This window comes from Thermus sediminis (assembly GCF_003426945.1).
GTDB classification, from domain to species: domain Bacteria; phylum Deinococcota; class Deinococci; order Deinococcales; family Thermaceae; genus Thermus; species Thermus sediminis.
The window spans coordinates 1,268,189-1,286,567 of sequence record NZ_QURO01000004.1; the positions used below are offsets into that span (position 1 = coordinate 1,268,189).

Below are 18,379 nucleotides of genomic sequence, written 5' to 3' on the forward strand. Positions count from 1 at the left end.
GCCATGCCCCCCGTGCCCAGCGCCAGGAACCTGAAGGAGCTCCCCAAGCTCAGGGACGGGCTTTCCTACCTTTACGTGGAGCACGCCGTGGTGGAGCGGGAGGCAGGGGGCATCGGCATCTACGACCAGGAGGGCCTCACCCTGGCCCCCGCGGCGAACCTGGGGGTCCTGTTCCTGGGCCCGGGGACCCGCATCACCCACGCGGCCATCCGTCTCCTCGCAGAAAACGGGTGCACCGTGGCCTGGGTAGGGGAAGGGATGGCCCGCTTCTACGCCCAGGGGCTAGGGGACACCCGAAGCGGGGCTCGCCTTTACCGCCAGGCCCGGGCCTGGGCAGACCCTGCGCTCCATCTGGAGGTGGTCCTGAGGCTTTACCGGATGCGCTTTTCCCAACCCCTTCCCGAGGGGCTGACCCTGGAGCAGGTGCGGGGCCTCGAGGGGGTGCGGGTGCGGGAGACCTACGCCCGTTGGAGCCGGGAGACCGGGGTGCCCTGGTACGGCCGGAGCTACGACCGAAGGGACTGGCGGGCGGCCGACCCCGTAAACCGGGCCCTCTCCGCCGGGGCCGCCTACCTCTATGGCCTGGCCCACGCCGCCGTTGTGTCCATGGGCTTCAGCCCTGCCCTGGGCTTCATCCACACGGGGAAGCTCCTCTCCTTCGTGTACGACATCGCCGACCTCTACAAGGCCGACTACCTAGTCCCCGCCGCCTTCCGCACCGTGGCCAAGTCTGAGGAAGGGGTGGAGCGCCGGGTGCGGAGGGCCTTGCGGCAAGCCATCCAGGAGGGGCGGCTGCTGGAGCGCATCTCCGAGGATCTCCTGAACCTCTTCCACGGCCTGGGTTTGCCCGAGGGGGATGACCCCGTGGAGGAGGACCCTAGCCGTCCTGGGAGGCTTTGGGACCTCGAGGGCGAGGTGGAAGGCGGGGTGGCCTATGGTGGTGATGGTCCTGGAGAAGGTGCCGAAGAGCCTGAGGGGTGACCTTACCCGGTTCCTGGTAGAGGTGGACACCGGGGTCTTCGTGGGCCGGGTAAGCGCTATGGTAAGGGACCTCCTCTGGGAGAAGGCGGTAGAGAAAGCGGAGGGGGGCCGGGTGGCCATGGCTTATCGGGCCAACAATGAGCAAGGCTTTGCCCTTCGGCTTCACGGCTACTCGGACCGCACTTTGCGGGACTTTGATGGTATAGTTTTGGTGAGCATTCGGAACGCCGAGGCGGCGCGGAAGGCGGCGAGGTTAACTAAACAGGTGCAACGTTACAAGTGCTGCGCCGCTGAGGAATCCGAAGGGGATCTTGAAAAAAAGAATCTGCAATAGCCCCTGGTAAGACACATAAAAGGGGGTGAAGGGCAGTTTTCGCCGTTCTGGTCAAGTGTAGTCCCCACACACGTGGGGATGGACCGGCGGGATCTTCATCTCCCGGGACGGTAATCTTGTAGTCCCCACACACGTGGGGATGGACCGGAAACTTTCGCACGTGAAGGGGAGCGGTGGAGTAGTCCCCACACACGTGGGGATGGACCGGCTTCCTGGGCCCGCAACCAACCATGCCCGATGTAGTCCCCACACACGTGGGGATGGACCGGGACCGCAAAACCGTCGTCATGCGGGTGCAGAGTAGTCCCCACACACGTGGGGATGGACCGCCCGAGCCGGGGGGCTCGCCCCCGGCCGGTTCGTAGTCCCCACACACGTGGGGATGGACCGTCCCCCCAAACCACGGGGTGGTTGGCCACCGTGTAGTCCCCACACACGTGGGGATGGACCGTAAGGGCGGGCTAGGTAGCACAGGGGGGGGGCGTAGTCCCCACACACGTGGGGATGGACCGTTTGCCCTATCGGCCGCTGTTGAAGTAGCCACCGTAGTCCCCACACACGTGGGGATGGACCGTGGTTCCGGCCCGCAACGCCATGCGTCCGAAGTAGTCCCCACACACGTGGGGATGGACCGGGGCCGCCGGGCCGTTCTACACGGTCCAAGACGTAGTCCCCACACACGTGGGGATGGACCGGGGGGCCCTTTGCATGGTTATGCGCCAGTTTGTAGTCCCCACACACGTGGGGATGGACCGAGATGGCCACGCCAGAGATTGAAATCCCCGAGGTAGTCCCCACACACGTGGGGATGGACCGCGCTCCCGGGACGCCGCTATGCGCTCGTCTTGTAGTCCCCACACACGTGGGGATGGACCGGTCCTGGAAAAACTGGCGGCCATGGAGGAGGAGTAGTCCCCACACACGTGGGGATGGACCGAGGGTGGAGGGGAGGGCCAGGCTCGTCCAAATCGTAGTCCCCACACACGTGGGGATGGACCGACGCGGATGTGGATTTGAAGGAGTGGGTTCAGTAGTCCCCACACACGTGGGGATGGACCGTCCACGACCTCTTCAAACTCCTCAAGTGCCCCGTAGTCCCCACACACGTGGGGATGGACCAGGGAGCGGCTGACCCGGCCCCCCCAACGCCTCTTGTCGGCCTCAGTCGGGGGTTCGTCTGGCATCCCGAATCCGCCTTCCTGCCTGGCTTGCCCAACGGTGGCCCCCCTTTCGCGCCCTTTGACGGATCAGGGGCGTTGGGCGTCGTGTTTGCCGCCCCATAGGGACCTCTCCCCTTCGGGAGTGAGGAGGAAGGTGTTGCGGTCGTCCCTGAGCTGGCGCTTGAGGATCCTGAGGACCTTGGCCCTGGCCTCCTTGTCTAAAACGGGAAAGAGGAGCTCAAAGCGGTTTTGGAAGTTCCGGGGCATGAGGTCGGCGCTGGTCAGGTACACCGCCCACTTCCCCCTATGGCGGAAAGCGGCCACCCGGGCGTGCTCTAGGAAGCGGCCCACCAGGCTTCGCACGTGGAAGCGAGGGTGGAGAAGGGTGAGGGTGCTCCGCACCAGGAGGTCCACCCGGGCCCCTTTCTCCGCGGCTTGGACCAGGGCCTCGAGGATCTCCGGATCTGTTAGATGGTTGCACTTCAGGATCACCCGGCCCTTGGGGTGGGCCTCGGCCATGATGGCCTCCACCAAGCCCCTCCGGATGGCCTTCCCCGTCTTCAGGAGGGAGAGCCTGGGCGTGCGCCCTTCCTGAAGGGCCCGGAAGAACTCGGCCAGGTCCCTCACCACCCCCTCCCTCCCAGTGAAGAGGGAGAAGTCCGTGTACGTGCGCCCACTGAGAGGGTTGTAGTTGCCGGTCCCCAGGTGGGCATACCCCCCTTCCTGGGTGAGGAGGAGGATGGCCTTGGCGTGGACCTTGCGCTCAGAAAGGGGCAGGACTGCCACCCCAGCCCGGACGAAGCGGAGGTACCAGGAGAGGTTCAAGAGTTCGTCAAAGCGGGCTCTCCCCTCCAGGAGCACGTGAACCCGCTTGCCCATCTGGGCCGCCTGGATCAAGGCCTCGGCCAGGGCGTTCTCCTCCCCGATGCGGTAGAGGGTGGCGTAGACCTCCTTGACCTCGGGGCGCAGGGCTTCCTTCGCCAAGCGCTCAATGGCCGCGTAGTCCTCAAAGGGGTGGTAAAGGAGGAGGTCCTTTGTCTCAAGGCGCTTGAGGGGGTTTTTCAGAAAGGCGCGGGGCCTTTCTGGGCGTAAAGGGGAAAAGCGCCACCCCGGGGGGCCTTCTGCTGCTAGATGGTCCACCAGACCCAGGTTTAGAGGGGGTTTCAGGAGGAAGGCTTCCTGGGGAAGGAGGCCCAAGGCCTCCCTCAGGGTCTTAAGCCAATCTGGGGGAAAGGACTCCTCGGCCACCAGCAGGGTGGGCGTGCCCTCCTGGCGCGCTTCTAGGGCCTGGGCCAGCTCGTCCCAGTCCGCCCGGGTCCGCTCACTCTCCAGAAGCCTCAGGACCCGGAACTCGTACAGGGGGCTTGCCTCGGGGAGAAAGAGGTCGCTTCGTGTCCGCATGAGGGCTCCCAGACGCACGTACGTCCCCTTCTGCCCAGGCACCCTGAGGAGGCGGGGGAGGTCTTGGGGCAGGCGCACCAGGTGGCCTCGGGAGGCGAAGTAAAGGGCCCCGTGGCTCACGTCCGGGGCCGCCTCCCAGGGGATGATGTCCGTCTTGGGGGCCACCACCTCGGCCAAGAAGGCGCGGAAGTAAAGCCAGTCCAGTTCGTCCAGCTCCTCCGGCTCGAGGACCCGTAGGTGCTCCTTGGCCTCTTCCAAAAGGGCCCGGTAGCGCTCCTGGGCCAGGAGGGCTTGGGCGTAGGCCTCCTCCAGGAGCCTGAGGTGCTGGGGGCTGCCCCTGGCCTTCAGGAAGGGCTTGGCGATGCGGGCGGCGAAGAACTCGTCCAGGTTCCGGTTCCAGATGCTGAGGAAGCGCATCCTCTCCAGAAGGGGAAAGTCGGGCCGCTGGCTCTGCTGGAGGACGCGGCGGTTAAACTGAAGCCAGCTCTCTTCGGGGAGGGGGTGCATCTGCTTCAGATTACGCCGGAGAAGGGTCAGAGGATGGTCAAGGCCCGCCGCTTGGCGGTCTTGGACCTGGGATCGGGCACCTTCCGGCTGGTCCTCTACGCCTACGAGCCCCAGCGCCTATACCGGCTTTTGGACGAGCTCCGTGAGCCCGTGGCCCTGGGGGAGGGTCTGTCCAGAGGGGTCATCGCTCCCGGGGCCCTGGAGCGGGGAGGGAAGGCCTTGAGGGCCTTCGCCAGCTTCCTCCAGGCCGTGGGGCCGGACGAGGTGGTGACCTTGGCGACCAGCGCCGTGCGGGATGCCGAAAACGGCCACCTGGTCTTCGAGGAGGCCCAGCGGACGGGCCTGGCCCCCCGCTTGCTCTCCGGAGAGGAGGAGGCCCGGCTCGGGGTCTTGGCGGTGGCCAACGCCCTTCCTCTCCACGAGGCCCTGGTGGTGGACCAGGGGGGTGGGAGCGCCCAGGTCTCCCTCATGCGGGAGCGGCGCTTCGTCTTCGGCAAGGCCCTGCCCCTAGGGGCCTTGCGCCTGACGGAGGGCTTCCTCCCCTCGGACCCCCCGGGCAAGGGGGAGGTCAAAGCCCTGGAGAAGGAGGTGGCCCGCCAGCTGAAGGCCCTCCCCCTGGAGCGGGGGCTTCCCCTGGTGGCCCTGGGGGGGAACCTCAGGGCCATCGCCCGCCTGCACCAGAGGCGCCGGAGCTACCCCCTGGACCTTCTCCACGGGTACTACCTGCCCAAGGAGGGGGTAGAGGCCCTGTACCAGGACCTCCTGGCCCTTCCCTGGAGGGCGCGGGCCGGCCTACCCGGGATCCAGCCCGACCGGGCCCGCACCCTGCCCGCCACCCTGGTCTTCCTCAGGGTGCTCCTGCGGGAGACCGGGGCCATGGGGCTTTGGGTGAGCGGGGTGGGCATCCGGGAGGGGGTCCTCTTCACCCGGCTCCTGCCCGAGCCCCACCTCCTCCAGGACCCAAGGGCCTTTGCCCTGGAGAACCTCTTCCTCCACTACCCCTTCGCCGAGGCGCACCGGGAGCAGGTGAAGGCCCTGGCCCAGGCCCTGTTCCAAGGCCTCGTCCCCCTTCACGGGTACGGGGAGGAGGAAGGGAGGCTCCTCCTCGAGGCGGCCCACCTGCACGACATCGGCATGCACATCGGCTACCACGAGCACCACAAGCACGGGGCCTACCTGGTCCTCTCCGGGCCCCTCTTTGGCCTCACCCACCGGGAACAGGCCCTTCTGGCCCTCCTGGTGCGCTACCACCGCCGGGGGAACCCCGACCCTGGACCTTTCCGCAGCCTTCTGGGCCGGGGGGACGGGAAGCGCCTCAAGCGCCTCGCCGCCCTCCTGCGCCTTGCGGAGATGCTAGAGCGCACCCGCTCCGGCCGGGTGGAAGGGGTACGGGTGGAGCTAGGGGAGAGGGTGCGCCTCCTCCTCCAAGCCCCCGAGGACCCCTGGGTGGAGCGGCTGGAGGCGGAGAAGCAGGAGGGGCTGTTTCGGGAGGCCTTCGGGGTGGGCCTGGAGGTGGTCTGGGAGGGGTAGGATGGAGGGCATGGAGCTCTTCTTGGTGCGCCACGCCATCGCCCTGCCCCTTCCCGAGGGGGCGGGGGAGGAGGAGGATGACGCCCGCCCCCTCACCCCCAAGGGGGTGCGGCGCTTTCGCAAGGTGGTGCGGGGCCTCGCGGCCCTGGGGGTGGGCCTGGACCTGATCCTGACGAGCCCCAAGCGCCGGGCCCTGGAGACGGCGGAGCTCCTTTCCGACCTCCTTCAGGGGGAGACCCGGGTGAGCCCCCACCTGGCCGAGCCCCCCGGAGAGGAGCTCCTGGCGGAGATCCCCGCCGAGGGGCGGGTGGCCCTGGTGGGGCACGAGCCCTACCTCTCGGTCTTTCTGACCCAGCTCCTCTTTGGGGACCTCTTGGGGGGCTCGGTGCAGGATGCCCTGGAGGGGCGCTTCCTCCTCAAGAAGGGCGGGGTGGCCTGGCTGGAGGGGACACCACGCCCTGGGGGCATGACCCTAAGGGCCCTCTTCCCGCCCAAGGTCTTCCGCCTATGAGAGACGCCCGGGCTTGGGTGGAACACCTCGAGGCCCACCTGCCCCTGGCCCTGTCCGGGGAGGACCCCGAGGGGGTGCACCAGGTGCGGGTGGCGGGGAGGAGGCTTCGGGCGTACCTGGACCTCCTGGGCTGGCGGGTCCTCCAGGACGACCTCCGCCTCCTGGTGCGCAGAGCGGGTCGGGTGCGGGATTTGGAGGTGGCCTTGGGAGGGGAGCTCCCGACGGGTTTCCGGGTCCACCTCGAGGCCGAGCTAGGGGAGGCCAGGCGGACCCTCAGGCAGCTCCTCCTCTCCCCCTGGATGGGGGCGCTGCTTCGCGCCCTCCGCCACCTTCCCCCGCTAGGCAAGGGGGCGCGGAGGGGGCTTGCTCGCCTGGAGAGCCGTCTGGAGGCCCGCTGGGGGCGCCTGAGGGCGGAGCCTACCCTGGACAACCTGCACGCCTACCGCCGTGCCCTCAGGCGGGTCCGCTACGCCAAGGAGTTTTTGGGGCTTTCGACCAAGCGGGAGAGGGCGCTTCAGGAGGTTCTGGGCAGCCTCAACGACCTCGGGGTCATGGAAGGGCTTCTCCTCGCCTACCTCCACGCCCACCCGGACCCCGAAGCCGCCCCATTTTTGGAGGAGACCAAACGGGCCCTTCGGGAAGCCTTTGTCGCCGCCTTGGAGGAGCTTGGCCTCCCCGTGCCCCTGGGGGTCTAGGGGGACACTCTGGGGGATTTGTCGCTGGGAGAGGTGGATCTCGGTAGGCCGCGCCCAAGGAGCTCAAGGCCTCCCTGAACCGGGCCCCGTGCCGCTTGGGCTCCCCGTCTTCGGCGGGGGCGGTCTGGTCCCCTTCAGGGCGCCGGTGGAGGAGGCCGAAAGTGCCCTACTAGGCCTCACTGCCAAGAGTAGAGGGGCCTGAGCCGCGAGGTCTTTTTGTGCTGGTGGGCCTGCATCCTGGTCAGGAACTGGTCCAAAAGGGCCACCGCCTCGGCCACGTAGGGTCCCTTGTTGACCATGACGCATTCCGCCCGAGCCGCCAATGCGGCATCGGAAAGCTCGGCCCGCGAGGGCGTCCCTTCCTTGACCAGGTTCTCCAGCACCTGGGTGGCCCAGATCAACGGGGCATGGGCGGCCTCGCAGATCCAGAGGAGTTCCTCTTGGATCTCGCCGAGGCGGAGCCAGCCCAGCTCCGCCGCCAGGTCCCCTCGGGCGATCATCACGCCCACCGGACGCCGGTCCACGGCCGCGGCGATGAGGGCGGGCAGGTTTCTCACCGCGAGGCGGGTTTCCACCTTGAGGACCACGCCCAGGCCCGGGGGAGCCCCTATCCGGTCCAGCTCGTCCAGAAGCAGGCGCACCTCTTCCGGCCTTTGCACGAAGGAGTAACCCACCAGCTGGGCGTTCTGGGCGACAAACTTCAGGTCCTCGATGTCCCTTTCGGTGAGGGGGGGTATGTGGAGGTCCGTATCGGGGAAGTTCAGGCCCTTTTCCTCGCGAAGCCTCTTCCCGCTGGGCTTGACGGTTTCCACCTCCACCAGGACCCCTGAGGCCTCCACCTGGACCACCCGAGCCGCGATCTTGGCGTCGTCGATCCAGACCCTCGACCCCTCGCGAAGATGGGCTAGGACCTCGGGAGGGACAACCTCCACTTGGAAAGGAACCCTGGGGTCAGGCCTAGGGGGACCGGGGGTGAGGCGGATCCGGTCCCCCGCGAAGACCTTCTTCCGGCTAGGAGGGGTAAGGACCGCGCCCGTCCGTATTTTCGGCCCCGCCAGGTCCATCTGAACGGGGCAGGCCCGGCCCATGCCTGCTTCCGCTTGGCGAAGGTGGAGGAGCATGCGCTCCCAGACCGGGCGTTGGTCATGGGCGAGGTTGATCCTGGCCAGATCCATCCCCTGCGCAAGCAGGCGGCTCAGGAAGCCCGGGTCCGTGGCGGCCTCCGTGGGCAGGGTCACCATAATCCGAACCTGGCGGTGGGACGGCGCCTTGCCGAAAAGGGTTTGGCCGTTCTGGCTCAAGGCGATGTCCCCAGCGAAGAACTCCTCTTTGGTGGGAGCGGGAAACCCGAGGCCCAGGGTGGCCCCCAAGGTGGCGATCACGGCATCCAGATTGGGCAGCACCCGGGACTCGCACCGCCCCAGGGAGGAGAGCCCCCGCCAGGCCAGTTCTACCTGTAGCTCCCGGAGGTCGTGCCGGCGCAGGGCCAGGTAGTGGGCCAGGTTGTTGAGCTTGGGCCCAGGATATCCCCAGGCCCTCAGGTACTCCTCGGATTCCCGCAGGACCTCTTCCCGAAGGCTAAGGAGCCGCTGGAGGAGGACTTGGTCCTCCACGCGTTCATCATAGCCCGGTTCTGTCAGGCCAGGGTCAAGAGGTGCCAGGGGGCGATGCCCTTGGGGTACGTTGACGGGGGCTTGACGAAGGCAGGCTAGGTTTGGGGGGATGGGACCTTTCCCTTCGGGCCCCCTTCTGCCCCAACCTCTCCCCTCACCGGGGGGATCTACCAGGAGGTAGGGTGAGGATCCTCTTCTTTGGCGACCTGGTGGGGGAGGCGGCCATCCGTTACCTGGAGGGAAACCTGCCCCGGCTCCGACGGAAGCTGGGAGTGGACTTTGTGGTGGCCAACGGGGAGAACGCCGACCTCACCGACCCCGCCTTGGGCAAGGCGGGGATGCACCCGGAGACCGTGGACCGCCTCCTCGCCTGCGGGGTGGACGCCATCACCGGTGGGAACCACTCCTTTGACCCCCCTTGGGCGGAGGAGCTCCTGGACCACCCCCGGGTCCTCCGCCCCCTGAACGCAGGGCCTTTCGCTCCCGGGCGGGGGTACTTGGTTCTGGAGGGCCAGGAGAGGGCCCTCATCGTGGTCAACCTGGTGGGCCGGAGCGCCTGGCCCCCCGCCGACGACCCCCTGTGGGCCCTGGAGGGGCTCCTCCCGGGCCTGGAGGCGGGGATGCCCGTGTTGGTGGACTTCCACTCGGAGAGCGTTTTTGAGAAGCTGGGCCTGGCCTTCGCCCTGGATGGCCGGGTGGCCGCGGTCCTAGGCACCCACACCCACGTGCCCACCCAGGACCTCCGCATCCTTCCCCGGGGCACGGCCTACGTGTCCGACGTGGGCATGGTGGGGCCCTCTGGGGGGATGCAGGGGTACGAGCCAGGGTTCCTGGTAGCGGTCCTAAGGCGAAAGCGGCCCCCTCGAGGGGGGAGGCTCGCCTGGGCCCAGGGGCCTTTGGAGGTGGGCGCGGTGGTGGTGGATCTGGACGGGGGGAGGGCCAAGGCCATCCATCGCCTCCAAGCCCTCCAGGGGGTGCCCCAAGGGGGTTAGGGAATGGGGGATAAGGTTGAGTTCCTCGTGGAAGACTTGGAAGCCCGCCTGTCTCCCGAGGCCTTGAAGGGCTTGGCGGCGGACCTAAAGGCGGTCTTCGCCCACCACTTGCAGGCGGAACGGATCCTCCTCCTGACGGGGCGGGATGCCCGGGGCCGCCTTTGGCTTCGGGTGGTGGCGGTCTTGAAGGGAACCCGCCCCCCGGGAGAGGGCGGGCCAGGTCCCGGATAACCTTAGCGGAGCCTTTCCGGTAGCTCCACCAGCCAAAGCTTGGTGGGTTTTTCCTCGCCCACGGCGAAGTCGTTGTCCGAGATGAGGGCCAGGGTCTTGCCGTCCTCCAGGAGGGCCAGCCCCTCCAGCTTGTCGGTGTCAAACTCCTTGAACTTCCAGGTCTCCAGGAGAAGCCGCCGCGTGGGCAGGCGGATGCCTAGCCCCGCGTAGTCCGTTCCCGCCTTGTCCAGCTCGGGGCTTTCCCCGTCGGGGCGCTCCAGGAGGTTGGTGGCCTCCTTGAAGTCCACCAGGTAGATGCGGGCCCCGCCCTCGGCCCGTTCCAGGAGGAGAAGGGTTTCCTCCTTGACCCAGAAGGCTGCCGAATACTTCATGTCCCTGGGCCGGTTGGCCTTGGGATAGTCCTTGGGGTCGGAGAAGGGGACCAGGTACATCCCCGTGGTCCGCACGTTCAAGGGGTCGGAGACATCCAGCCGCACCGCCCGCGCCACCAGGCTCCCGTCAAAGGCGGGGTCTCTGGTACTTCCGATGGGGCTTTGCAGGATGGCCCAGGCCGTTTTCCCGTCGGAGGAAAGGGCCAGGTTTTCCAGGCCCCGGTTGTTGCGCCTCTGGGCCAGGATGCCGGGGAGGGTGTCCTTGACCGGGTAGTCCGCCTCCAAACGCACCCCCTTGGGCACGAAGCGGGCTCGTACCACCCCCTCGAGGTCCACGTACACCAGGGAAGGGGCGTACTCCTCCACCAGGAGGTACCCCTTGTTCCCCGGCAGGACCACCACGTCCTCAGGGTCTAGGCCATTGGGGTCGTAGGCCAGGCGGGCGGTGCAGGAGGTGTCCAGGAAGGGGAGGTCGTCCTGGGGTCGATTGGGCAGGCCCGTCACCGGCCTGCCCTTGGGGGTGTAGAGGGGGAGGCTCCGCTCCACCCAGGCTTCCCGGCCCTCGAGGCGGAGGAAGACCAGGCTCGGGGTGAAGCGGGGAACAGGGAAGACCTTGCCGCTTCCCCGGGCGCAGTCCAGGTTGGGGCCCCGGTCGGTGAGGCCCAGGAAGCGGTTCTCCCCTAGGGGATAGAGGCCGGACCCTGGGGCGGGCAGGTCCAGCCGGGCGAGGCCCGCCGCCTGGGCCAAGGCCACCTCCTGGGGCAGGAGGTAGGGGTTCAGGGCCTGGAGAGGGGTGGGCGCCAGGCCGTAGACTCCCACCACCTTCTGGGCCAAGGCTGCGCCCAAGAGAAGGCTTGCTAGGGTCAGGGTCTTTTTCATGGGCACCTCTAGAAGAGGGGCTCTTGCCCCCGGGGGAAGCCTAGAGGGTAAACGTCAGAGGCCGGTCATACCACCCCGGCAGAAAGTGCTCGGTGGGCCTCTAGCTGACCGAAGGAAACAAGAAGAAAGGGTATCAAAGGGAAGGGCCCTGGGGAGGCCCCAGGGCCCTGCGGCCATGGGGCCTACCGCCCCACGCTGGCGTTGTACCGAGCTAGGGCCTGGTCCGCCCTAGCCTTGGCCGCGGCCAGGGCCTCCCTAGCGGGCCTGCCCCGCAGGACCTCTTCCCAGGCGGCTTCCACGTACTGGCGGATCTCCGGGAAGCTCCCCATGAGGCACCCAGCGGAGGCGTTGTTGACCTTGGAGGTGGCCAGCTGCTGAATGGCGGTGGTGAGGTTGGGGTTCCTCACCCGGGCTTGCCGGACCTCAGGGAGCTCGTCCACCCCCTTGACCACGGGGAAGTAGCCCGTGGCAACGTGCCACTTGCCCTGGGTCTTGGGCTCCAGGAGGAAGCGCACGAAAGCCCAGGCGGCCTCGGTCTCCTCTGCGGGGAAGCCCCTGAGCACGTAAAGGGCGGCCCCGCCGATGGCCACGCCATTCCGCTCCCTGAGGTAGGGGAAGAAGGCGGTGCGCACGGGGAAGCGGCCCCCCACCTGGCGCAGGACCCCGGCGAGGCTCGCTGTGGAATAGGTGGCGATGGCTGCCTGGCCCTGGGAGAAGAGGTTCTGGGAGTCACTCCAGTTCCGGCCGGTATTGACAGCCACCCCTTCCCGGACCAACCGGGCGTAGGTGTCCAGGAGGGCGACCGCGGCCTCGTTGTCAAAGCTCACCGCCGTGGCCCGGGCCCTGCGGCCGTTTTCGTTGTTGCAGAAGTGGAAGCCGGAGTTGTAGGAGAACTGCTCCACAAACCAGGAGCTAATTGGGATGGAAAGGCCGTAGCGCACCGTCCTGCCGGAGGCATCCCTTTTGGTGAGCTTGCGGGCGGCCTCCTCCAGGTCGTTGAGGCTCCAGGTGGGCTTGAAGTCCAGGCCCGCCTCCTGGAAGGCGGCCATGTTGAAGTAGAGGAGGGGGTTGGAGGAGTTGAAGGCCAGGCCGTAGAGCTTGCCGTCCACGGTGTAGTAGCTCCGGGTCTGGGGGACGAAGTTATCCAGGTTGAAGCCCCTCTGCCGGGCCAGGTCCTCTAGGGGAATCACGGCGCCCGAGTCCGCCATGATCCGGGCCCCGATGTCGTAGACCTGGATCACGTGGGGGTAGCCCCGGCCCGCCCTTAAGGCGGCCAGGAGCCTATTGATGCCGTCGTCGTAGCTCCCCACGTACTGGCTTCTGACCTCGTACCGGTTCTGGCTGGCGTTAAAGTCCCTGACCAGGGCCTCCGTGGCCTCCCCCAGCACCCCGCCCATGGAGTGCCAGAAGGTGATCTGGACCCTTTGGGCCAGTGCCGCCCCTAGGGCCAACACCGCTAGACCTACTGCGAGCTTCCGCATACCGACCTCCTATCCCTTCAGCCCGCCCAGGGCGATCCCCTTGACGAAGGCCCTTTGGGCGAGCAGGAAGGCCAAAAGGGTGGGCAGGAGCACCAGGAAGCTGGCCGCGGCCACCACGTTCCAGCGGGCCACGGCATCGGCCTCGTTCAGGATGAAGTTGATGGCGATCTGGGCCGTTTGCATCTCCCTGGACTGGGTGACCACCAGGGGCCAGAGGTACATGTTCCAGGCCCCGATGAAGGTGAGGGCTGCCAGGGCCCCCAGGGCGGGGGCGGAAAGGGGCAGGGCCACGTGGCGGATGAGGCCCAGGTGGCCTGCCCCATCTATCCGGGCGGCGTCAAAGTAGTCCTCGGGGATGGTCTTGATGTACTGGCGGAGGAGGAAGACCCCTAGGGGGCTTGCGGCGAAGGGGAGGATGAGGGCCTGGTAGGTGTCCAGCCAGTCCAGGCGGTTGATGAGGAGGTATAGGGGAAGGAAGGTCACCTCCCCGGGCACCAGGAGGAGGGCCACTACCAGGCCGAAAAAGACCTTCTGGCTCCGAAAGGGGATGCGGGCCAGGCCGTAGCCCGCGAGGAGGCTGGTGAGGAGGACCCCGAGGGTGGCCAGGGAGGCCACCAGGAGGCTATTGAGGAGGTACCGCCAGAGGGGGTAGTCCGTGAGGGCGGCCCGGTAGCCCTCGAGGCTCACCTTGGGGGGCAGGAGGCCCGGGGTGAAGAGGTCCTCGGGAGCGCGGAGGCTGGCGGAGAGGAGGACCAGAAGGGGCAGGACGAGGAGGAAGGCGTAAAAGGAGGCCAGGAGGTAGGTGGGCCAAAGCCTACGCATAGTGCACCCTCCTCCCAAGGAGCCGGAACTGCAAGGCGGCCAGGACCACCAGGAGGAGGAAGAGGAGAAGCCCTTGTGCGGCGGCGTAGGCGAAGCGGAAGTTGAAGAAGGCCTCCTGGTAGACCCGGTAGATCCAAACCATGGTGCTCTCTATGGGCCCGCCGCGGGTGAGCAGGTGGATCTGGCCGAAGGCGGTGAGGCTTTTCAGGAGGACCAGGAGGCCCACCAGGAAGAGGGTGGGGGAAAGGAGGGGGAGGACCACCCTCCAGAAGCGGGTCCAGGGGCTGGCCCCGTCCACGCTAGCTGCCTCCAGGACCTCCTCGGGGATGTTCTGGAGCCCCGCGGTGAGGAGGATGGCCGTGAACCCCACCCCCGCCCAGGCGGTGACCACGGCCAAGGTGGGGAGGGCCAGGTCCGGGTTGGTGAGCCAAGGCTGGGGGGAAAGGCCTAGGGTCCTCAGGACGTGGTTTAGGTAGCCTCCCACGGGGTGGAGGAACCAGCCCCAGGCCACTGCGGCCACGGCGGTGGGCACGGCGGTGGTGAGGAAGAAGAGGGTGCGGAAGAGGGCCACCCCAGGGTAGGGGCGCCACACCAGGAGGGCGGCGAGGAGGCCCAGGAGGAGCTCCAAGGGTACCACCAGGGCGGCGAAGAGGAGGGTGGTCTTTGCGCTTCTCCAAAAGGCCGGGTCTTGGAGCACCTGGCGGTAGTTGTCAAGCCCGCTATAGCGCAGGTCCCGACCGAAGAGGTCCTCTTGGTGGAGGGAGAGCCAGATCGCCTGGCCCAGGGGAACCACGTAGAAGAGGAAGAAGAGGCCAAAGGCGGGGAGGAGGAGGCCCAAGGCCCAGGCTTCCTCCTTGCGCCTTCGGGCCCGGGCCTGCGCCTGCGTGGATGCGGATGCCCTAATCACAAGGGCCATACTCCCAGAGGTTTGTCAGAAGGGCGTCATCCCCGCCCTGACCCTCTTCTGACGGCGGGGGGCTAGTCTTGGGCCATGGATGTCCGCCTAAGCCTCCACGTGCGGAACCTCAAGGCCAAGGCCCCCCTCCTGGAGGCCCTGGGCCTTGGGGCCGAGGCCTACCTGGACCCGGAGCTCCTGGAGGACGACGAGCTTTTCGGGAAAATGCCCGCCCTTTCCTTCCCCCTTTCCGTCCACCTTCCCTTCTGGAACTTGGACCTCCTCTCCCCGGACCCCGAGGTGGCGGGCCTCACCTTAAGGCGCCTCCTCTTGGGCCTGGAGCGGGCGGTGGAGCTGGGGGCGGACCGGGCGGTCCTCCACTCCGGCATCCCCGCGGGCCGCACCCCGGAGGAGGCCTTGGAAAGGGCCCCCATCCTGGCTGAGGCCCTGCGGCCGGTGGTGCGCCGGGCCCGGGCCCTGGGGGTGGCCCTCTTCCTAGAGAACACCCATGAGCCCGATCCCGCCTCCCTCAGGGTGGTCCTCGAGGCCCTGCCGGAACTGGGCTTCTGCTTTGACCCCAGCCACGCCCAGGTCTTCAGCCGCACCCCGGCTCCCGAACCCTGGCTGGCCCTGGCCCCGGACCACCTCCACCTCAATGACCACGACGGGACCTACGACCGCCACTGGAACCTGGGCCGGGGCGTGGGCCGCCCCGAGGCCTGGTTAGGAGGCTGCCTGGAGGCCACCCTGGTCCTCGAGGTCCGGGGGGACCCCACCCCCTCCCTGCGCTGGCTGGAGGGGTTTTTTGACCGAGCCTTGACGGAAGCCCCATAGGGTGGGGCCATGGGACGAAGAATCCTGGTCAGCAACGACGACGGCATCTATAGCCCCGGGCTTTGGGCCTTGGCGGAGGCGGCGAGCCTGTTTGGCGAGGTGGCGGTGAGCGCCCCCGATGCGGAGCAGAGCGGGGCCGGGCACGCCATCTCCATCGCCCACCCCCTAAGGGCCTACCCCCACCCTGCTCCCTTCCCCGCCTACCGGGTCCGGGGGACCCCAGCGGACTGCGTGGCCCTGGGCCTCCACCTCCTGGGGCCGGTGGACCTGGTCCTCTCCGGGGTGAACCTGGGGAGCAACCTGGGCCACGAGATCTGGCACTCCGGCACCGTGGCCGCGGCCAAGCAGGGCTTCCTCCTGGGGGCCTCCGCCGCTGCCTTTAGCGTGCGCATGAACGGGGAGGAGCCGGACTTCCACGCCCTAAAACCTTGGATTGAGGACGTTCTAGAGGTCCTCCTCAGCCTCGAGGGGCCCTTCCTGGTGAACGTCAACCTGCCCCTCAGGCCCAAGGGGATGCTCTGGACCCGGCAGTCCGTGCGCCGCTACGAGGGCCTGGTGGTCCCCGAGGCCGACCCCATGGGCCGGCCCGTCTACTGGTTCGCCGCCAAGCCCCTCACCGAGGCCGAGGAGGGCACGGACCGCTGGGCGGTGGAGCAGGGCTTCGTGAGCCTCACCCCCTTGCGCCTGGACCTCACGGACGAGGGGAAGCTTTCTCCCAGGTACCGCGATGTGGCCCACCCTTAGCGTGGTTCTGCCCACCCGGAACCGGCCCCACCTCCTCCGGCAGGCCCTCCTGAGCCTTCTCCGCCAGACCTATCGCAGATTTGAAGCCGTGGTGGCCGAAGACGGGGAAGGGGAGGGCCTTGGGGTGGTGGAGGCCCTCAAAGAGCCCCACATCAAGGGGGTATGGTCCGGGAAAAGGGGGCAGGTGGGGGCTAGGCTCCGGGCCCTGGAGGTGGCCCAAGGAGATGCTGTCCTCTTCCTGGACGACGACGACCTCCTCCTGGACCCCGCCTACCTCTACCGGGTGGCCCGGGCCCTGAAGGGGGGCGAGGGGGTGGCCTACTCCGGGGGCCTCCTCCTGACCCCAAGCGAGGCGATCCCCTACGAGCCCGGCCCCCCGGGGCCCTGGCTCCTCAAGGACAACCGCATCCTGGCCTCGGGGACCGCCCTGCCCCGCAAGGCCCTCCAGGACCTGGGGGGGCTTGACCCCCAGATGGGCCACTACTGGGACTGGGACCTCTGGCTCCGCGCCTTTAGGGCCGGGCTTCCCTTCCACTACCTCCCCGGGCCCAACGTGGGGGTGAGGGTCCACGGGGAGAACCAGAGCTACGGGGCCAACCTGGAGTCCAGGCGGCGGGACCTCTCCTCCCTCATGGCCAAACACCGCCTGGAGGGCATCACCCTCAAGGACCACCTCCAACTGGCCCTGACAGCCTCCTGACAAGGGCGTGTTTGCATGGTCTCCGGAGGTGAATCGTATGAAACGAAGGGACCTCCTCAAGACGGCGGCGCTCCTAGGAAGCCTGAGCCTGGCCCCCAAGGGCCTGGCCCAAGGGGCCCCGCAGAACGCCCCGGCCCTGGGCCGCAGGTACAGGAACCTCATCGTCTTCGTCTACGACGGCTTCTCCTGGGAGGACTACGCCATCGCTCAGGCCTACGCCAGGCGGCGCCTGGGGCGCACCCTCCACCTGGAGCGCCTCCTAGCCCGCTACCCGAACGGCCTCCTCAACACCTACAGCCTCACCAGCTACGTCACCGAGTCCAGCGCCGCCGGCAACGCCTTCTCCTGCGGGGTCAAGACGGTGAACGGGGGCCTGGCGGTCCATGCGGACGGCACCCCCCTGAAGCCCTTCTTCGCCGCCGCCAAGGAGGCGGGCAAGGCGGTGGGCCTGGTGACCACCACCACCGTCACCCACGCCACCCCCGCCAGCTTCGTGATCTCCAATGTGGACCGCAACGCGGAAAACCAGATCGCGGAGCAGTACCTGGCCTTCGGGGCCGAGGTCTACCTGGGGGGCGGGGACCGCTTCTTCAACCCCGAGAGGCGCCCTGACAAGAAGGACCTCTATGGGGAGTTCCGGAAGGCGGGGTATGGGGTGGTGCGCGCCCCGGAGGAGCTGCGGGCCAGCAACGCCTCCAAGCTCCTGGGGGTCTTCTCGGATAGCCACGTCCCCTACGAGGTGGACCGGCGCTTCCAGGGGGTGAAGGTCCCGAGCCTCAAGGAGATGGTCCAGGCGGCCCTTCCCCGCCTAGCCTCCTACCGCAACGGCTTCGTCCTGCAGGTGGAGGCGGGGCGCATTGACCACGCCAACCACCTGAACGACCCCGCCGCCACCCTTTGGGATGTCCTGGCCGCGGACGAGGCCCTGGAGCTCCTCACCAGCTTCGTGGATCAGCGCCCAGATACCCTCCTCATCCTGGTCTCCGACCACGCCACCGGGGTAGGGGCCCTCTACGGGGCGGGGCGGAGCTACCTGGAGAGCTCGGTGGGGGTAGACCTCCTCGAGGGCCAGAAGGCCAGCTTCGAGCAGATGGGCCGGGTCTTGGGACAGAACCCCGACCCTGCCCAGGTGAAGGAGGTCTTCCAGGCCATGAAGGGGGTGGCCCTCACCGAAGAAGAGGCCCAGATGGTGGTGGAGGCCGTCACCAGGAGGGTTCACCGCCCCGACGGCATCCGCTACGGCATCCAGCCCGCCAATACCATGTCCTGGGCCATGAACCAGCGGAACGCTAGCCGGCCTGACCGGCCCAACATCGGCTGGAGCTCGGGCCACCATACGGCGAGCCCGGTGATCGCCCTCCTCTACGGGCAGGGCCTCCGCTTCCTCCAGCTTGGCCTCATGGACAACACCCACGTCTTCCGCCTCATGGGCGAGGCCTTGGGTATCCGCTACCAGAATCCGGTGATGTCGGAGGAGGAGGCCTTGGAGATCCTGAGGGCAAGGCCTCAGGGGATCCGCCACCCTGAGGACGCTTGGGCTTAGCGGCCCGCTCCTCCTTCCCTAGCCCCCGGGCGCTCCCGGGGGCTTATGCTTGGCCCTTCTGCGGCCATGCCCCGCCTCGCCTCCCCATCCGACTGCTAGGGATAGCCCCGAGGGGGATGCAGTGAAGATGGGGGTAAAGTCCTGCTGGTAGCGCT

General features: G+C 67.9%; 17 protein-coding genes and 1 CRISPR repeat array. Of the genes, 11 read left to right on the forward strand and 6 right to left on the reverse strand.

Translation table 11 applies throughout. The annotated features are described in order from the left end of the window. Window positions 1-3: 3 nt before the first annotated feature. Window positions 4-981 (forward strand): type I-E CRISPR-associated endonuclease Cas1e, encoded by a 978-nt coding sequence (gene cas1e / locus ATI37_RS07400; protein WP_117237799.1) that lies wholly within the window; start codon window positions 4-6, stop codon window positions 979-981. Next, window positions 935-1,315: a type I-E CRISPR-associated endoribonuclease Cas2e gene (gene cas2e / locus ATI37_RS07405; RefSeq protein ID WP_198665523.1), complete on the forward strand. Its 381-nt coding sequence runs from the start codon at window positions 935-937 to the stop codon at window positions 1,313-1,315. Before cas1e ends, cas2e begins: the two co-directional genes overlap by 47 nt. 57 nt (window positions 1,316-1,372) lie before the next feature. Then, window positions 1,373-2,435: a CRISPR direct-repeat array (repeat unit 29 nt; unit sequence GTAGTCCCCACACACGTGGGGATGGACCG). 127 nt (window positions 2,436-2,562) lie between these two features. Here the strand turns inward: cas2e and ATI37_RS07410 are convergent. Further along, complete coding sequence (locus ATI37_RS07410; RefSeq protein WP_117237800.1) at window positions 2,563-4,383, reverse strand: polyphosphate kinase; 1,821 nt, start codon at window positions 4,381-4,383, stop codon at window positions 2,563-2,565. A 33-nt stretch (window positions 4,384-4,416) separates the two neighbouring features. On the opposite strand from ATI37_RS07410, the gene ATI37_RS07415 reads away from it, so the two are divergent. Genes ATI37_RS07415 through ATI37_RS07425 form a run of 3 tightly spaced genes read left to right on the forward strand, consistent with a single transcriptional unit; the run spans window position 4,417 to window position 7,119 of the window. Next, entirely contained in the window at window positions 4,417-5,913 is a 1,497-nt protein-coding gene (locus tag ATI37_RS07415) for a Ppx/GppA family phosphatase (RefSeq protein ID WP_198665524.1), read from the forward strand. Between the two features lie 10 nt (window positions 5,914-5,923). Continuing rightward, the gene (locus ATI37_RS07420) at window positions 5,924-6,424 is read left to right on the forward strand and encodes a SixA phosphatase family protein (RefSeq protein ID WP_117238557.1); all 501 of its coding nucleotides are present in this window, start codon (window positions 5,924-5,926) and stop codon (window positions 6,422-6,424) included. Further along, the gene (locus ATI37_RS07425) at window positions 6,421-7,119 is read left to right on the forward strand and encodes a CHAD domain-containing protein (RefSeq protein WP_117237801.1); all 699 of its coding nucleotides are present in this window, start codon (window positions 6,421-6,423) and stop codon (window positions 7,117-7,119) included. Before ATI37_RS07420 ends, ATI37_RS07425 begins: the two co-directional genes overlap by 4 nt. Before the next feature lie 176 nt (window positions 7,120-7,295). Here the strand turns inward: ATI37_RS07425 and ATI37_RS07430 are convergent, their stop codons facing one another. Then, window positions 7,296-8,732 carry a pyruvate kinase gene (locus ATI37_RS07430; RefSeq protein WP_198665525.1) on the reverse strand — a complete coding sequence of 479 codons (1,437 nt, stop codon included), beginning with the start codon at window positions 8,730-8,732 and terminating at the stop codon, window positions 7,296-7,298. A 182-nt stretch (window positions 8,733-8,914) separates the two neighbouring features. On the opposite strand from ATI37_RS07430, the gene ATI37_RS07435 reads away from it, so the two are divergent. Together ATI37_RS07435 and ATI37_RS07440 are read left to right on the forward strand one after the other, a co-directional pair. Beyond that, window positions 8,915-9,724 (forward strand): TIGR00282 family metallophosphoesterase, encoded by an 810-nt coding sequence (locus ATI37_RS07435; protein WP_157969085.1) that lies wholly within the window; start codon window positions 8,915-8,917, stop codon window positions 9,722-9,724. A gap of 3 nt (window positions 9,725-9,727) precedes the next feature. Next, window positions 9,728-9,955, forward strand: a complete 228-nt coding sequence (locus tag ATI37_RS07440; protein WP_117237804.1) for a hypothetical protein — start codon at window positions 9,728-9,730, stop codon at window positions 9,953-9,955. Window positions 9,956-9,957: 2 nt separating this feature from the next. On the opposite strand, the gene ATI37_RS07445 is transcribed toward ATI37_RS07440, so the two are convergent. From ATI37_RS07445 to ATI37_RS07460, 4 genes are all read right to left on the reverse strand, one after another. Then, entirely contained in the window at window positions 9,958-11,205 is a 1,248-nt protein-coding gene (locus ATI37_RS07445; RefSeq protein ID WP_117237805.1) for an esterase-like activity of phytase family protein, read from the reverse strand. 182 nt (window positions 11,206-11,387) lie between these two features. Next, window positions 11,388-12,686, reverse strand: a complete 1,299-nt coding sequence (locus tag ATI37_RS07450; RefSeq protein ID WP_117237806.1) for an ABC transporter substrate-binding protein — start codon at window positions 12,684-12,686, stop codon at window positions 11,388-11,390. Window positions 12,687-12,695: 9 nt separating this feature from the next. Further along, window positions 12,696-13,508 carry a carbohydrate ABC transporter permease gene (locus ATI37_RS07455; protein ID WP_117237807.1) on the reverse strand — a complete coding sequence of 271 codons (813 nt, stop codon included), beginning with the start codon at window positions 13,506-13,508 and terminating at the stop codon, window positions 12,696-12,698. Further along, on the reverse strand, window positions 13,501-14,415 hold the full coding sequence (locus ATI37_RS07460; RefSeq protein ID WP_117238558.1) for a carbohydrate ABC transporter permease: 915 nt from the start codon (window positions 14,413-14,415) through the stop codon (window positions 13,501-13,503). Before ATI37_RS07460 ends, ATI37_RS07455 begins: the two co-directional genes overlap by 8 nt. Window positions 14,416-14,499: 84 nt before the next feature. Here ATI37_RS07460 and ATI37_RS07465 point away from each other — a divergent pair, with 84 nt between their 5' ends. Genes ATI37_RS07465 through ATI37_RS07480 form a run of 4 tightly spaced genes read left to right on the forward strand, consistent with a single transcriptional unit; the run spans window position 14,500 to window position 18,224 of the window. Further along, window positions 14,500-15,237, forward strand: a complete 738-nt coding sequence (locus ATI37_RS07465) for a TIM barrel protein (protein ID WP_117237808.1) — start codon at window positions 14,500-14,502, stop codon at window positions 15,235-15,237. A gap of 9 nt (window positions 15,238-15,246) precedes the next feature. Continuing rightward, window positions 15,247-15,981 carry a 5'/3'-nucleotidase SurE gene (surE, locus tag ATI37_RS07470; protein ID WP_117237809.1) on the forward strand — a complete coding sequence of 245 codons (735 nt, stop codon included), beginning with the start codon at window positions 15,247-15,249 and terminating at the stop codon, window positions 15,979-15,981. Then, complete coding sequence (locus ATI37_RS07475; protein ID WP_117237810.1) at window positions 15,965-16,681, forward strand: glycosyltransferase family 2 protein; 717 nt, start codon at window positions 15,965-15,967, stop codon at window positions 16,679-16,681. Before surE ends, ATI37_RS07475 begins: the two co-directional genes overlap by 17 nt. Before the next feature lie 37 nt (window positions 16,682-16,718). Further along, window positions 16,719-18,224, forward strand: coding sequence for an alkaline phosphatase (locus ATI37_RS07480; RefSeq protein ID WP_117237811.1), 1,506 nt, complete (start codon window positions 16,719-16,721; stop codon window positions 18,222-18,224). Window positions 18,225-18,379 lie beyond the last annotated feature (155 nt).